Annotated in this window: 15 protein-coding genes; 11 read left to right on the plus strand and 4 right to left on the minus strand. The window is 58.8% G+C overall.

Going from position 1 to position 15,793, the window contains the following annotated elements; all coding sequences use genetic code 11:
- Nucleotides 1–236: 236 nt before the first annotated feature.
- The 10 genes from AUK77_RS06440 to AUK77_RS06485 all read left to right on the plus strand — a co-directional run bounded on the left by AUK77_RS06440 (nt 237) and on the right by AUK77_RS06485 (nt 7,368).
- On the plus strand, nt 237–1,211 hold the full coding sequence (locus AUK77_RS06440) for a KpsF/GutQ family sugar-phosphate isomerase (protein WP_296127349.1): 975 nt from the start codon (nt 237–239) through the stop codon (nt 1,209–1,211).
- A complete protein-coding gene (locus AUK77_RS06445) occupies nt 1,211–1,747 on the plus strand; it encodes an HAD family hydrolase (RefSeq protein ID WP_296127351.1) in 537 nt (178 codons plus the stop codon). Before AUK77_RS06440 ends, AUK77_RS06445 begins: the two co-directional genes overlap by 1 nt.
- A 7-nt stretch (nt 1,748–1,754) precedes the next feature.
- A complete protein-coding gene (lptC, locus tag AUK77_RS06450; protein ID WP_296127470.1) occupies nt 1,755–2,324 on the plus strand; it encodes an LPS export ABC transporter periplasmic protein LptC in 570 nt (189 codons plus the stop codon).
- Nucleotides 2,311–2,853 (plus strand): lipopolysaccharide transport periplasmic protein LptA, encoded by a 543-nt coding sequence (gene lptA, locus AUK77_RS06455; RefSeq protein WP_296127353.1) that lies wholly within the window; start codon nt 2,311–2,313, stop codon nt 2,851–2,853. Before lptC ends, lptA begins: the two co-directional genes overlap by 14 nt.
- A gap of 2 nt (nt 2,854–2,855) precedes the next feature.
- Nucleotides 2,856–3,581, plus strand: a complete 726-nt coding sequence (lptB, locus tag AUK77_RS06460; protein ID WP_296127356.1) for an LPS export ABC transporter ATP-binding protein — start codon at nt 2,856–2,858, stop codon at nt 3,579–3,581.
- A gap of 137 nt (nt 3,582–3,718) precedes the next feature.
- Nucleotides 3,719–5,233, plus strand: coding sequence for an RNA polymerase factor sigma-54 (locus AUK77_RS06465; RefSeq protein ID WP_296127358.1), 1,515 nt, complete (start codon nt 3,719–3,721; stop codon nt 5,231–5,233).
- 192 nt (nt 5,234–5,425) lie between these two features.
- A complete protein-coding gene (gene raiA / locus AUK77_RS06470; RefSeq protein ID WP_296127360.1) occupies nt 5,426–5,734 on the plus strand; it encodes a ribosome-associated translation inhibitor RaiA in 309 nt (102 codons plus the stop codon).
- A 15-nt stretch (nt 5,735–5,749) separates the two neighbouring features.
- On the plus strand, nt 5,750–6,223 hold the full coding sequence (gene ptsN, locus AUK77_RS06475; protein ID WP_296127362.1) for a PTS IIA-like nitrogen regulatory protein PtsN: 474 nt from the start codon (nt 5,750–5,752) through the stop codon (nt 6,221–6,223).
- A gap of 2 nt (nt 6,224–6,225) precedes the next feature.
- Nucleotides 6,226–7,083 carry an RNase adapter RapZ gene (gene rapZ / locus AUK77_RS06480; protein ID WP_296127364.1) on the plus strand — a complete coding sequence of 286 codons (858 nt, stop codon included), beginning with the start codon at nt 6,226–6,228 and terminating at the stop codon, nt 7,081–7,083.
- Between the two features lie 12 nt (nt 7,084–7,095).
- On the plus strand, nt 7,096–7,368 hold the full coding sequence (locus AUK77_RS06485; protein ID WP_296127366.1) for an HPr family phosphocarrier protein: 273 nt from the start codon (nt 7,096–7,098) through the stop codon (nt 7,366–7,368).
- A gap of 123 nt (nt 7,369–7,491) precedes the next feature.
- Here the strand turns inward: AUK77_RS06485 and pmbA are convergent, their stop codons facing one another.
- Entirely contained in the window at nt 7,492–8,838 is a 1,347-nt protein-coding gene (pmbA, locus tag AUK77_RS06490; protein ID WP_296127368.1) for a metalloprotease PmbA, read from the minus strand.
- Nucleotides 8,839–8,941: 103 nt separating this feature from the next.
- Between pmbA and yjgA the strand changes: the two genes are divergently transcribed.
- Nucleotides 8,942–9,460 carry a ribosome biogenesis factor YjgA gene (gene yjgA, locus AUK77_RS06495; protein ID WP_296127369.1) on the plus strand — a complete coding sequence of 173 codons (519 nt, stop codon included), beginning with the start codon at nt 8,942–8,944 and terminating at the stop codon, nt 9,458–9,460.
- Nucleotides 9,461–9,551: 91 nt separating this feature from the next.
- On the opposite strand, the gene tldD is transcribed toward yjgA, so the two are convergent.
- From tldD to AUK77_RS06510, 3 genes are all read right to left on the minus strand, one after another.
- Nucleotides 9,552–11,009: a metalloprotease TldD gene (gene tldD, locus AUK77_RS06500; RefSeq protein WP_296127371.1), complete on the minus strand. Its 1,458-nt coding sequence runs from the start codon at nt 11,007–11,009 to the stop codon at nt 9,552–9,554.
- Nucleotides 11,010–11,022: 13 nt separating this feature from the next.
- The gene (locus AUK77_RS06505; protein ID WP_296127372.1) at nt 11,023–11,877 is read right to left on the minus strand and encodes a carbon-nitrogen hydrolase family protein; all 855 of its coding nucleotides are present in this window, start codon (nt 11,875–11,877) and stop codon (nt 11,023–11,025) included.
- 81 nt (nt 11,878–11,958) lie between these two features.
- Entirely contained in the window at nt 11,959–15,792 is a 3,834-nt protein-coding gene (locus AUK77_RS06510) for a YhdP family protein (protein ID WP_296127374.1), read from the minus strand.
- Nucleotide 15,793 lies beyond the last annotated feature (1 nt).

Below are 15,793 nucleotides of genomic sequence, written 5' to 3' on the forward strand. Positions count from 1 at the left end.
CGAAGATCAATTTACGCCCACGCAAACGCCTGGGCTGGAAGACACCGTACGAAGTGTATGCAGGGGTGAGCGTTGCACTTATGGGTTGAATTCAGGCCCTGCCTCACCCAAGATTGATCCTGTTGCAGGAGATAAGTGTTTCACAGTTGCCGCAGCCTTATGCGCCGTGGAAAGGGTGGGCAGATGTGGCATTACCGTTATAATCGCCGGCTTAGCCTGAACGTTGTCGAGATGTCATGAGCCAATCCACTGATTTGATCCAATCCGCGCAGCGCACCATTCGCTTGGAACTCGACGCCATTGAGGATCTTCTGCAGCGCATCAACGGCGACTTTATTCGTGCCTGTGAGTTGATTCTCGGCAGCAAAGGACGCGTTGTAGTGGTGGGCATGGGCAAATCAGGCCATATCGGTAACAAAATCGCTGCAACCCTAGCCAGCACCGGCACCACAGCCTTCTTTGTTCACCCGGCTGAGGCGAGCCACGGCGACATGGGCATGATCACCCGTGACGACGTGGTGCTTGCATTATCCAACTCCGGCTCAACTGCTGAGATCGTCACCCTGCTGCCCCTGATCAAACGCTTGGGCATCACACTGATCAGCATGACCGGCAATCCTGAGTCGCCATTGGCCAAGGCCGCTGAAGTCAACCTGGATGCCCGCGTGGCGCAGGAAGCCTGCCCACTCAACCTCGCCCCCACGTCATCGACCACCGTATCGCTGGTTCTTGGCGATGCCCTGGCGATTGCCTTGCTAGAAGCACGCGGCTTCACCGCCGAAGACTTCGCATTCTCCCACCCGGGCGGCGCATTGGGTCGCCGCCTACTGCTCAAGGTGGAAAACGTGATGCACACCGGCGCCAGCCTGCCGCAGGTCAAGCGCGGTACCTCACTGCGCGACGCGCTGCTGGAAATGACCCAAAAAGGCTTGGGCATGACCGTAGTTACCGAGGATGACGGGCGCTTGGCCGGCATCTTCACAGACGGCGACCTACGCCGAACCCTGGACCGTAATATCGACGTCCGTGAAACCCTTATTGACCACGTCATGACCGCTAACGGTAAAACAGCGCGCGCGGACATGCTGGCCGCCGAAGCCCTGAAAATCATGGAAGACCACAAAATCAGCTCACTGGTGGTGATCGACGAACACCAACAACCCATTGGTGCACTGAACATGCACGACCTGCTGCGCGCCGGAGTGATGTAATGACAAACCTAACCCACGAAGAACTGCTGCAACGCGCCCGCAGCGTCAAACTGGCTATTTTTGACGTCGACGGCGTGCTGACTGATGGCAAACTGTATTTCTTGGTTGATGGCAGTGAGTTCAAGACATTCAACACACTGGATGGTCACGGCATCAAAATGCTGATCAACTCAGGCGTACGCACGGCCATCATCAGCGGGCGCAAAACACCGGTGGTTGAGCGCCGCGCACAGAATCTGGGCATTCAGCACCTGTATCAAGGCCGTGAGGATAAGCTGGTGGTGCTTGATGAACTGCTGGGCGAATTGGGCCTCGACTATACTCAAGTGGCTTATCTGGGTGACGACCTGCCTGACCTGCCAGTGATTCGCCGTGTAGGCCTTGGCATGGCAGTGGCCAGCGCCGACGGTTTTGTTCGCGAGCACGCTCACGGCATTACTCGCGCCCGAGGTGGCGAAGGCGCTGCCCGCGAGTTCTGCGAATTGATCATGCATGCGCAAGGCACCCTCGATACCGCCCAAGCTGCTTACTTATAGGCCCGCCATGCCGCGCAAATTGCTCAACTTATCGCTCCTTGCTTGCGCCGCACTGCTGGTGGCAGCGCTCGGCTACTGGAACTTAAACCCGGACGAAGCGAATACAGTCAAAAGTAGTGGAGCGCCTGAAAACCTTGTCGACTTCTACGCCCACAACACGTACACCGTGCAATACCAGGCCGACGGCAAGCTGCATTATGAAATAACCGCCGAGAAGGTTGAGCACATCAAGACCAGCGACATCACCCTGATGACCGCACCGAACATGAACCTGTTTCGTGGCACCGATCTGCCGTGGCAGATTCGCAGCGAGCGTGGTGAAGTTTCCCCTGGCGGCAGCGAAGTGGAGTTAATCGAGCGGGTTCGCGTCGAGCGAACCGACGCCAAAGGCCGCCCAACGACGCTTACTACCAGCCGCCTGACCGTATTCCCAAACAAGGAATTTGCGCAGACCCAGCAGGCCGTTAGAATCGTAGCGGCCAACGGCGTGACCACGGCACAAGGAATGAAAGCGTACATGAATGACGGCAGGATGCTCCTGCTGTCCAACGTAAGAGGTCAGCATGAGGCTCGTTAACACCCTCCCCCTACTATTCAGCCTGAGCGCCGCTCTTGTTAGCGCCAGCGCATGGGCACTGCCCTCTGATCGTGAGCAGCCTATCCGCATCCAGGCAGACAGTGCAGAGCTGGATGACAAGCAAGGCGTGGCCGTTTATCGCGGCGACGTCATCATCACCCAAGGCAGCATGAAGGTTACCGGCGACACCGTGACCATCACCCAAAACGCCAAAGGCGACGTGGAGGTTTTCACCTCCGTTGGCAGCCCGGCCTACTACGAACAACAGCCTTCGGCTGACAAAGAAATCGTCAAAGCCTACGGCCTGACCATTCAATACTTTATGAGCAATGAACGCGTTGTGCTGATTGACCAGGCCAAAGTCATTCAGGAAGGCAACACCTTCGAGGGCGAGAAAATCGTTTACGACACCCGCCGCCAGATTGTGAATGCCGGCCGCGCCACAGGCACGAGCGTCACCGCTCCTCGCCCGCGCATCGACATGGTGATCCAGCCGAAGAACAAACAAGCCGATCAGCAGGCGCAATAACAATGGCCATATTGAAAGCCCAGCACTTGGCCAAGAGCTACAAAGGCCGACAGGTCGTGCGCGATGTCAGCCTGAATATCGAAAGCGGTCAGATCGTGGGCTTGCTCGGCCCCAACGGCGCAGGCAAGACCACCTGTTTCTACATGATTGTTGGCTTGGTTCAAGCGGATCAGGGGCGCGTACTCATCGATGACCTCGACGTCAGCTATCAACCTATGCACGGCCGCGCTCGCGCCGGCATCGGTTACCTGCCGCAGGAAGCCTCGATCTTCCGCAAGCTAAGCGTGGCCGACAACATCATGGCCATCCTGGAAACACGCAAAGACCTCAACAAATCCGGCCGCCAGGATGCACTCGAAGCCCTGCTGCAGGAGTTTCACATCACCCACATCCGCGACAACCTTGGCATGAGCCTGTCCGGCGGTGAGCGCCGCCGTGTAGAGATTGCCCGCGCGCTGGCAACCAACCCAAAATTCATTTTGCTGGATGAGCCTTTCGCTGGTGTTGACCCGATTTCCGTGGGCGACATCAAACAAATCATTCACCACCTCAAAGCCAAAGGCATCGGCGTATTGATCACCGATCACAACGTACGCGAGACACTGGATATCTGCGAGACCGCCTACATTGTCAGCGACGGCCAACTGATCGCCGAAGGAGATGCCGATGCCATTCTGGCCAACCAGACGGTTAAAGAGGTGTATCTGGGCCACGAATTCAAGTTGTGACACAAACTCTTCTGGGGTGAACACAACCAAGGCTAGGCAAACCCCTTAAAATCAGGCATATAATTTGCTTCCAAGTGGCGTTTTTCTTAACCGCCCTGTAGTGGATCGCGCACAGACGCCGGTAAATAAGGTCTGCAATGAAACCATCGCTAGTCCTGAAAATGGGCCAGCAGCTGACGATGACGCCTCAGCTGCAACAGGCCATTCGCCTACTCCAACTGTCGACCCTGGATCTGCAACAAGAGATCCAAGAGGCCCTGGAGTCAAACCCGATGCTCGAACGCCAAGAAGACGGCGATGACTTCGACAATTCGGACCCCATGGCCGATGGCGCAGAAAGCGCCAGCAGTCACGAACAGCAAGAACCCGCTTACCAAGACACCAACTTCCAGGAAACCACACAAACCGTGGACAACCTTGAAGAAGGCGACTGGAACGAGCGCATTCCCAATGAGCTGCCAGTTGATACTGCCTGGGAAGATATTTACCAAACCAGCGCCAGCAGCCTGCCCAGTAGCAGCAACGACGATGACGAGTGGGATTTCACCACCCGCACTTCAAGCGGCGAAAGCCTGCAAAGCCATATGCTCTGGCAACTCAATTTGGTGCCTATGTCCGACAAGGATCGCCTGATCGGCGTTACCTTGATCGACTGCATAAACCAGCAGGGCTATCTGGAAGAAACCCTGGAAGAAGTCGTTGAAGCCTTCGACCCCGAACTGGACATCGAACTCGATGAAGTGGAAGCGGTGCTGCATCGCATTCAGCAATTCGAGCCCGCCGGTATTGCCGCACGCAACCTGGGTGAATGCTTGCTGCTGCAACTGCGCCAGCTACCCAGCAAAACGCCTTGGCTGACAGAGGCCCAGCGCCTGGCCAATGACTACCTTGACCTGCTCGGCAGTCGCGACTACAGCCAGTTGATGCGCCGCATGAAGCTCAAGGAAGATGAACTGCGCCAAGTTATAGAGCTGATCCAAAGCCTCAATCCGCGTCCAGGCTCACAGATTGAGTCCAGCGAACCCGAATACGTCGTGCCTGACGTGATTGTGCGCAAACACAATGAACGCTGGTTAGTTGAGCTGAACCAGGAAGCCATGCCACGCCTGCGGGTAAACGCGCAATATGCCGGGTTCGTCAAACGGGCCGACTCCAGCGCCGACAACACCTTTATGCGCAATCAGTTGCAGGAAGCACGCTGGTTTATCAAAAGTCTGCAAAGTCGTAACGAAACGCTGATGAAAGTCGCCACGCAAATCGTCGAGCACCAACGCGGCTTCCTCGATTACGGCGATGAGGCCATGAAGCCGTTGGTGCTACACGACATTGCAGAAGCAGTCGGCATGCATGAATCGACCATTTCGCGGGTCACCACGCAAAAATTCATGCACACCCCGCGCGGCATTTTTGAGTTGAAATATTTCTTCTCCAGCCACGTCAGCACCTCTGAAGGTGGCGAATGCTCGTCCACAGCGATACGAGCCATCATCAAAAAACTGGTCGCCGCGGAAAATGCGAAAAAGCCGTTGAGTGACAGCAAGATCGCTGGTTTACTGGAAGCACAGGGCATTCAAGTGGCCCGCCGCACCGTTGCAAAATACCGTGAATCCCTCGGTATAGCGCCCTCCAGCGAGCGCAAACGATTGATCTAAGGCGACCCAAAGAAGGAAGACAACTCGCAGCGTGCAAACACCCCTGGCCACGTATTTTCGTAAAAGCGTCCATACTGTTAACAAGCAATATGCGCCGTGCCAGGCTCGCAGCGTCAGAGCCTTCCACGCCACAGTGTTCCGGCGGCAGGCCCTTTGCCTGTCTCTTACACACGGCAACAAGGAGAAAGCGGTATGCAAGTCAACATCAGTGGACATCAGCTGGATGTGACCGACGCCCTGCGCGACTACATCGCCGAAAAACTCGGTCGATTAGAGCGCCACTTCGACAAGATAACCAACGTGCAAGTCATCATGGAGGTCGAGAAACTCAAGCAGAAAATCGAAGCCACGTTGCACATCGCCGGAGGCGAAGTGGTCGCCAACGCCGAGCATGAAGACATGTACGCGGCCATCGATTTACTGACCGACAAACTCGATCGACAACTCATCAAACACAAGGAAAAACAGCTCGAACGTCAACAGGGCGCAATGGCTCGCTGACTTCGTCTATCTCCTATGATCCAACTCCAAACTATCCTGACCCCCGGCCGTTCCTTGGTGAACGTGCCGGGAGGCAGCAAAAAACGCGTTCTTGAACAGATTGCCAACCTGGTAGCCCGCGAGCTGCCTGATTTGGACGGTCAAGACGTTTTCGAAAGCCTGATTGCCCGTGAAAAGCTTGGTTCTACCGGCTTCGGTAACGGCATCGCCATTCCTCATTGCCGCTTGGTCGGTTGCAACGCGCCCATCAGCGCACTGCTGCGCCTCGACACGGCGGTAGACTTTGACGCTATCGACGGCGAGCCAGTGGACCTGCTGTTTGTCCTGCTGGTACCCGAAGCGGCGACTGATGCTCACCTTGAACTGCTGCGCCAAATCGCCAGCATGCTCGACCGCAGCGACGTTCGCGCCAGCTTGCGTCAGGCCGACAACAGCGAAGCGCTGTATCAGGTCGTAGTTGACGCACAAAACCAACTCAATCAAGGCTGAGTATGCGTCTGATCATCGTCAGCGGTCGTTCCGGCTCCGGCAAGAGCACCGCGCTCGATGTGCTCGAAGACAACGGTTTCTACTGCATCGATAACCTGCCAGCTGGGTTGCTGCCCGATCTAGCTGAGCGCACATTGATGCACACCGAGTTGCTCCACCCGCAAATTGCCGTGTCTATCGACGCGCGCAATTTACCAAGCCAACTCAAACGCTTCCCTGAACTGCTTGCCGACGTACGTGCGCGGCATATTCAGTGCGATGTGATCTTCCTGGATGCGGATGATGAAACCCTGCTCAAGCGCTTTTCAGAAACCCGCCGGCGTCACCCGCTGACCAATGAAAGCCGCTCCCTGGCTGAAGCCATTGCCGATGAAAGCCTGCTGCTAGGGCCGATTACCGATCTGGCTGATCTGAAAATCGACACCACGCGCCTCAACCTTTACCAACTGCGCGACAGCCTCAAGCTACGCCTGCTAAACCAGCCTGAACCCGGCACCGCGTTTCTGATTGAGTCCTTTGGATTCAAACGTGGCATGCCGGTGGATGCGGATTTGGTGTTTGATGTTCGCTGCCTGCCAAACCCTTACTGGAAGCCAGATTTACGTGACTTTTCAGGGCTGGATCAGCCTGTTGCTGAATACCTGTCGAGTCAGCCCGATGTTGAAGAGATGTATCAGGACATCTTCAGCTACCTGAACAAGTGGTTGCCGCGCTTCGCAGCCAGTAACCGCGCCTATGTCACAGTGGCTATCGGCTGCACGGGCGGGCACCACCGCTCGGTATACCTGGCCAACCGTTTGGGTGACGCCCTCAAGCCCATTCTGAAAAACGTTCAGACACGCCACCGCGACCTCAGTTAAGGAATTGCCGCGATGCCCGCCTGCGAAATCACCATTATCAACAAGCTTGGTCTGCACGCTCGTGCAGCGGCCAAGTTCGTTGGCGTTGCGGGGCGCTTTCCTTGCCAGGTCAAGATTGGCCGCAGCCCTGAGGGCCTGGTAGATGGAAAAAGCATTATGGCCGTGATGATGCTGGCCGCTGGCAAAGGCACGGCCGTACACCTGCATACCGAAGGTGAGCAGGACGCAGAAGCGATACAAGCCCTGTGCGAGCTGATCAATAACTTCTTCGACGAAGGCGAGTAAAAACCCAAGCGGCAGCCTCAGCATTAGGTTTGCAGGCCACGTTTTTTAGTCCCAGGCGCGTAAATCACCAATAAAAAGGGCTGCCCCGCACAAACGGGGCAGCCCTTTTTTGTGTCAGGCGATTTAGCTACCGGCCACGGTCATCCGCTCAATCAGCACTGAGCCGGTGCGGATGTTGCTGCGCAGTTCAAGGTCATTACCCACGGCCACTATTTGCTTGAACATGTCGCGCAAATTGCCGGCAATGGTCACTTCCTGCACCGGGAACTGGATCTCTCCGTTCTCCACCCAGTAGCCGCCAGCACCGCGCGAATAGTCACCGGTGACCATGTTCAAACCCTGCCCCATCAGTTCAGTGACGAGCAACCCGCGCCCCATGCGCTTTAGCAGCGCCGCCTGGTTCTCATCGCCATGACTGACAAACAGGTTATGCACACCGCCTGAGTTGGCAGTACTGGGCATGCCTAGCTTGCGCCCGGAATAAGTGCCGAGCACGTAGGAAAGCAACTCACCGCCCTCAACAAACGACTTGGCATAGGTTGCCAGGCCGTCACCATCGAAGGCGGCACTGCCCAGCGCACGCGGAATGTGCGGGCGCTCGTCGAGCTTCATCCATTCCGGGAATAACTGCTGCCCCAACGCGCCCTCTAAAAACGATGACTTGCGGTACAGGTTGCCGCCCGAGATGGCCGCGAGAAAACTGCCGAACAAGCCTGTTGCCAGTTCCGCCGCAAACAACACCGGCACCTCACAGGTGGGCACCGGTCGCGCGCCCAAGCGGCTGACGGAACGCTCGGCAGCGCGGCGGCCAATACTGGCGGCATCGGCCAGCAACTCACCCTGACGATTAACGTCATACCAGTAGTCGCGCTGCATCTGCCCGCCATCCTCGGCAATCATCACGCAACTCAGGCTGTGCCGGGTGCTGGCATAACCACTGATAAAACCATGACTATTGCCATACACCCGACAGCCCTGATGGGTATTGAGGGTAGTGCCGTCAGCATTCTTGATCCGCTGATCCGCCGCAAACGCTGCGGCTTCGCAACTCAGCGCTTGTTCGATGGCCTGCTCGGGGGTGATCGACCACGCATGGTACAAATCCAACGCCGGCAGCTCACGGGCCATCAGTGCTGCATCAGCCAAACCCGCACATTCGTCTTCAGAGGTGTGTTTGGCAATGGCCAGAGCCGCCGCCACCGTCTCGCGAATAGCCGCATCCCCGGTGGCCGACGTGCTGGCTGAACCCTTGCGCTGGCCAACATAAAGGGTGATGCCAAAACCCTGATCGCGGTTGAACTCAACCGTTTCCACCTCACCCTGGCGCACCGTGGTGGACAAGCCCTGCTCCACCGACACCGCGACCTCGCAAGCACTGGCGCCCTGCTTTTTTGCCTCAGCAATAATTTGCTCCACCTGCGCCTGCAACTGCGGCACTGCCTGTGGGCCTACCCCGTCTACTGCACTCATAAACACTCCTGAACGATAAGCGGCAAGCGCGACCAAACAGGCCAGACGCTTACAGCTGGAAACTTGCTGCTATCATGTCGGCGTTTTCCACTGGACCGCCACCATGTCTGAATACCTTGACGACTTCTCCGGCGAGAAGAGCAAAACCCAAATCAAGCGCGAGTTGCATGCGCTGCAAGATATGGGACAACGCCTGACCACCCTAAAGCTTGACCTGCTCAACAAACTGCCGCTGACCGACGAGCTGCGCCGCGCGCTTGCCGAAGCGCCGAAGCACACGGCCAATGCCGCGAAAAAGCGCCACGTGCAGTTTATCGGCCGGCTGATGCGCGACCAGGACGTGGACGCCATTCTGACCCTGCTCGATCAACTGGATGCCTCAACACGCCAGTACAACGAACGTTTTCATAACCTCGAACGTTGGCGTGACCGCTTGCTCAACGGCGACGACGACACCCTGGAGAAATTTGTCGGCGAATACGCCGACGCCGACCGTCAACACCTGCGCCAGCTAATCCGCCAGGCCCAGCATGAACTGGCGCAGAACAAAGCACCTGCCGCCTCACGCAAAATCTTCAAATACATCCGCGAACTGGATGAAGCTCAGCGCGGGCTGCGTTAACCCTCGCAACAGGTTGGGTTACGCCTGCGGCTAACCCAGCCTGCGCTTTATGCGTTGCGGTGAGCCTTTCACCGCTCACGCAAAAAGCTCGCTACGCCCCCGTCCCCCCTACAGTAATCGCATCAATCTTCAGGGTCGGCTGGCCCACACCCACTGGCACGGACTGCCCGTCTTTACCGCAGGTGCCTACGCCGCTGTCCAGCGCCAGGTCGTTACCGACCATCGACACCTTGCTCATGGCTTCCGGGCCGTTGCCGATCAGAGTTGCGCCTTTAACCGGAGCGGTAATCTTGCCGTCTTCGATCAAGTACGCCTCGCTGGTCGAAAACACAAACTTGCCGCTGGTGATATCCACCTGACCGCCGCCGAGGTTGGCGCAGTAGATGCCCTTCTTCACCGAACGGATGATTTCTTCCGGGTCGCTCTCACCGGCCAGCATGTAGGTGTTGGTCATGCGCGGCATCGGCAGATGCGCGTAAGACTCACGACGACCGTTACCGGTTGCGGCCACGCCCATCAACCGCGCGTTGAGCTTGTCCTGCATGTAGCCCTTGAGCACACCGTTTTCAATCAGCGTGGTGCACTGGGTCTGTGTGCCTTCGTCGTCCATGCTCAGGGAACCGCGCCGCTCAGCCAGGGTGCCATCATCAACGATGGTGCACAGGCTGGAGGCCACCTGCTCGCCCACTCGGCCGCTGTAAGCTGAACTGCCCTTGCGGTTGAAATCACCCTCCAGGCCATGACCAACCGCCTCGTGCAGCAGCACACCTGACCAGCCAGCGCCCATCACCACAGGCATGGTGCCCGCCGGCGCAGGAATGGCTTCCAGATTAACCAAGGCCTGACGCAGCGCCTCGCGGGCATAGCCCATGGCGCGCTCTTCGTTATTGCTGGTTTGCTCAAGGAAATACCGGTAATCGATGCGCCCGCCGCCGCCATGCCCGCCGCGTTCACGGCGGCCATTTTGCTCGACGATCACACTGACATTGAAACGCACCAACGGGCGAATATCCGCGCCCAGGCTGCCATCGGTGGCCGCCACCAAAACACGGTCCCACACACCGGCCAGGCTGACACTGACTTGCTGGATACGCGGATCAAGCGCACGGGTGGCGACGTCGACACGCTTGAGCAACTCGACCTTCTCCGCGCGGCTCAACACATCCAGCGGATTGTCTTGAGCGTACAGCGGCGTCATTAACGGGCTGCTGAACGCCTGTACACGGCCATTTTGTCCCGCGCGGGCAATCGAGCGGGCAGCGCGTGCGGCCTGGCTCAGGGCATCGGCAGTGATCGCATTGCTGTAGGCAAAACCGGTTTTCTCACCCGACTGGGCACGCACGCCCACACCTTGGTCGAGGTTAAAGCTGCCTTCCTTGACGATGCCATCCTCCAGCGCCCAGGTTTCCGATACCTGGCTCTGAAAATACAGGTCAGCGGCGTCAATACCAGGACCAGCCAACTCGGCCAGTACGCCCGGCAGATGCTCGAGGGTCAGGCCACCCGCCCCAAGTAGATGCTCACTGACAGACATCAACATCGTGTTCATGGGTTTATCTCGTTCATAACGGTTCAACACCTGGCTGCCGAGGTTCAGCAGCCGCAAAAAATCGTTTATGCCGGCTCACCGGCATGCGTTGACGGATGGCCGCCTGCTCGTGCGCGTTACGCTCGGCCACCAGCACACCAGTGCCACAGGGTAACTCGGCCAATACCCGCCCCCAGGGGTCGATCAGGGCTGAATGACCGAAGGTCTCACGCCCACCAGGGTGGCAACCGCCCTGCCCGGCGGCAAGCACATAACACTGGCTTTCGATGGCGCGGGCACGGGTCAGCACCTGCCAATGCGCCGCACCAGTTACGGCCGTAAAGGCCGCTGGCACGCTGATCAACTCAGCACCGGCATCGCGCATCGCGCTGTATAACTCGGCAAACCTCAGGTCGTAGCACACGCTCAGCCCAAGCCGACCGACAGGCGTATCAACGACCACCACGTGATCACCGAAGGCGTAGTCATCGGACTCACGGTAGCGACCATGACTGTCGCTGACATCCACATCAAACAGATGCAGCTTGTCGTACCGGGCGACGCGCTGACCTTGCGCATCAACCAACAGCGAGCAGGCGTGTGGTTTGGCATCCGGCTGGCCGTCCGGCGGCAGGGGCAAGGTACCCGCGACAATCCACAGGCCCAGATCACGGGCGGTTTGCTGCAGCCAAGGCAGAATAGGGCCCTCACCCAGCGCTTCAGCCTGCCCTAGTGCAGCCAGATCACGCCGGCCCATGGCGGCGAAGTTCTCGGGCAACACAGCCAGGCGCGCACCTTGCGCCGCGGCTTGCTCAAGCAGTTGCCGCGCCTCGGCCAGATTGCCCAGAACATCGGCCTGACTGACCATTTGAATGACTGCGAGATTCATCACGGCCTTATCTCAACGTCGGTTTAACCCAAGCTTACAAGCCACGCTGGCCGACTGCACGGGCGCATATGGCACACAAGGTTACTGCGGTTTTTCAAACGGCTTGTCGAAACTGATGTCTGGGTTCTGCCAGGCGCCTTTAACGTCGTACTGCACAGTGGCAAAACGGGCCACACGGTCGCCCAGCAGTTTATCCACCACAAACAACGCGCCACCAATGGCCGGTGCGCCGACAATCAACGCGGCCAGCGGCAGGTTGTTGGTCACTGGCAGTGTGACCAATAACTTGGCGTCGATACGGTCATTGGCAATATCCAGCGTGCCGTTAAGTTCCAGGTTGCTGGACGGGCCTGTCAGGGTGATGGGCTCGCGGGTCAGAAATACACCGCTGTCGGCATCCAGCACGCCTTTTACCCGGTCATAGCTGAGACCTTTGCCGAGCAGATCGGAAAAATCCAGTCGCAGTCGGCGACCGATTGAGTTGAAGTTCAACAAGCCAAACACTCGCAGCGCCGAAGCGGGCCCTTCCACCTCAGAAAACTGCCCCTTGCGCAGCGAAGCGTCCAGCGTGCCGCTAAAGCGTTTGAGGGCGAACCAGGCTGGCGAGCCAGGCCAGTGACCGTCTACATCCAAGTGAAAGCTGCGACTGGTCGCCGTGGGGGCAAACCCCCAAGCGATCAGCACGTCGGCCAAATCAGCCCCCGCCAAACGTCCCTGGTAAGTTGAGCGCACGCCAGCGCCCGCGTGCTGCCAACTGGCGCGACCGGCGATGTTCAACCCCTTGAGATTCAGATCAAGTTCGCTGAATTGAACGCCGGCACTAACCGGGCGCGCCTTGAATGACCAACCGCCCAGCGGCTCAATCCCCTGAAAGACCTCAGTGATGCGTACATCCAGCGCAGGGAAACCGCGCGGATCGAAGGTCGCGAGCGGGTCGGGGGTATCGACCTTCACCTCACCTTCGACCTTCGCTTTAGCCGCCGGGAAACGTAGATAATCCAGCGCGAGAACTATTGGCTGGTCGCTGCTGCTTGGCAAACCAACCCGCCCCTTAAGCTGCGCACTGTCAAGGCTCACCGACCACGCGGCCGCCTCACGCGAGACACCAACCTCCAGCGCCTGCAGGCTGATACCAAAGCCGTTGAACTGAGCGACCTGCAGTTGAGCGTCCTTGAACAGTTGCTGGGCATCATCTTTCGGTAAAGCCGAATAAGGTTTTAACGCGTGCTGCCAGGCTGACCAGTCCAACTCGGCCACTCGACCGCGCACACGCAGGCCCGGCGTGGTCGGCAAACGCGCTGGGCCATCGGCCAGTCGCAACTCGCCACGGCCCTGACCGAACTGGCCGGGTGCCGCAGCAAACGACAGACTCAGCAACTCGGCATAATCCAGCCAGTAGCGCCGCTCTGCGCCGCCCAGGCTCATGCGCCACTGCGTATCGCGCTCGTCTGCCGCCGCTTTGCCGAACGGCGCGGGCAAATCCACCACGGCGCCTTTAAGGCTGGAGCTGACACGCAACTGGCTGTCAGCGCCTTCCAGAATCAGATTTAAGCGATACGGCAGCAGGCCGCTAACGGGCACGGGTTGTGTCACCCCCAGCCAGGCCGTCAGCTCTGGCACGGCAATTTGCCCACGGGCTTCGATACGGCTGCGTGCCTTACCGCGCGAGCCTTCAGCCAATGCTTTGGCACGCACCGCATGGCCAAGTAACTGCGCACGAATATCCGGGGCACTCAGGCCACTGGCAGTATCGTAGCGAAATGCACCCTGCAACTGGGTGAACTGCAACGCTGGATTGGTCAGATTGAGCTGCGCATTCTCGGTGGCGAAATCCACCACCACCTCTGGCGGCAGGCCCTTGCGCAGCGGCAAGTCTAAACTGAGTTTGCCCGCCAGCGCACCCTCGCCAGACCACCCAGCAAAGGTCGACGCGGTGCCAATCGGAGCTTGTTGGAGAATCTGCAGGGCATCGCGCAAGCTGCTGTTCAGATCTGCCGTGAGCTTTAACCGCGGGATTTGTCCGGGCAACGCCGTGGCAATCACTGCCTGAGCATTCACAATCTGGCTGTCGAGAATGCGCCCCTCAGCCAAGTCGACCCGCACGCCGCTGTCTTCGACCAACACCTGGCCGCGTGCCGCTTGCAGCGACGGCCAACCAGGTTGAAAAGCCAGTTCGGCATCACGCACGGCAAAGAACAGGCTAATACTGCGCGCGCTGTTTTCAGCCCCTTTATTCAACGAACCCTGATATTGGAAGTAGCCCTCATCCACCGCACCGCCGCGAATGGCCTGTTTCAGCCAGGCATCCAACTGCGGGCTCATGCCCGGAGAGCGGCTGGGCAGATACTTCTCAGTGAAGCGCGCATCGCCGTTACGCAGGCCCACGCGCAGGTCCATGTAATCCTCTTCGGCAGGATCACGACGTAAGCGAATCAGGAAATCACCGGCCACCGGCCCTTCTTCACCGAGCACCTGCAAATAGGGGCTGCGCAAGGTGAAGGCGTGCTCGTCCAGCTGCCAGGTCAGGCGTGCACTGGCCTTTTCATAGCGCCAAGGCTGTGGAAAGAGCGTCTCCAGGTGCAGTGAAAAATGCTCGGTTTGTAAACGCAACTCACCCTGACCGAGATCGCCAGCGATGCTGCCACTGACGTTTTCAACGGCAGGCGAGCCTAGGTAAGCGGCAAAACCAACCTGCTGCAGGTTGGCCGCAAATTGCACACGCTTGCTGTCAGTAAGGCCGGGGCGAACATCCAGCTGAATGTTACGCAGCGTGCCATGGGGCTTGAGCTGATTGAGCAACGCCAGGGCATTATCGGGCAGCGGTGCTAAGGCGCTGATCAGAGGCTGCAAAGGCGCCAGCTCAAGGCGGTCAGCACTGAGCAGCCATTGCTCCTGCAACTCTGGGCTTTCTGCCTGCTGAGTCAGCCCTAGGCGCACATCGCCCCAGCGCTGCCCATCGCGGCTAAAGGCCAGATCATCGAGAAGCAAGTTAAAGCCCGTGGCCGTGCGTGTGAAGTAGGCATTCAGCGCCAGATTACCCAGCGTCACCGCATCGCGCCCGGCCAACCCCGCCTGAAGCTGCGGTGCGTGTAACCGGCTAACGGCGCGCTGCACGGCACCATCCACCCATTTCAGCCACACTTCGCCGCCCAGTTGCAGTTGCTGCACGCGCCACTGTGCCAGCACCTTGGGTGGTAACCAGGGTGCCCAATCGCTCTGCGGCAGGCTGAGGTAAACATCCGCCTGCAGATCTTGCCAGCGCTCGGCCTGCATGCGCGTGCGCACCTGCAAGGCCAGCGGCTGACCATCAGGCAGTAGCAAACGACCATCCAGGCGCTGGCGCACTGTGCCATTGAGCAGGCTGAGGTTGACGTAGGTCAGGGTGCGCGCCGGCTGCTCATAGGCTTGCAGGGTGACCTGACTGTTGAGCAGGGAGATGCGTTTGACCACCTGCAGCTGGCGCAGAGTTTTCGCGATGTCCAGTTCGACCTCGGGTTTCGCCAGCGGCAAGCCCTTGAGCGTCCAGCGGCCCTCGGCATCCTCCGTCAGCACCACTTGCAGGCCGTCCAACTCCAGCCGGGCGATGCGCACCTGACGCGCCATCAGGCTGCCCAGCACATCCGGCACCACGCGCACCTGCTCCAACTGCAATGCCGTGGCACCTTCGCCCAGGTCGACGTCATGCGCAGTGAGCAGGGGGGCAAAGCCTCGCCAGGAGCCTTCCAGCTCACCAATGCGTACCGGCATGTGCAGAGCAGTTCGGGCCTTGTCTTCCACCTCAAGGCGGTACTCGGCCAGAAACGGCACTAACTCACGCCCCAGGCTCACATAAAGCGCGGCCAACACCAAACCCAAGGCACATAGCCCGAGCGTGGCGCGCAGCAACCACGCTAACCCGCGTGCCAATAACTGCATT

It is taken from the genome of Pseudomonas sp. Ga0074129, assembly GCA_001465025.1.
Lineage (GTDB): Bacteria > Pseudomonadota > Gammaproteobacteria > Pseudomonadales > Pseudomonadaceae > Aquipseudomonas.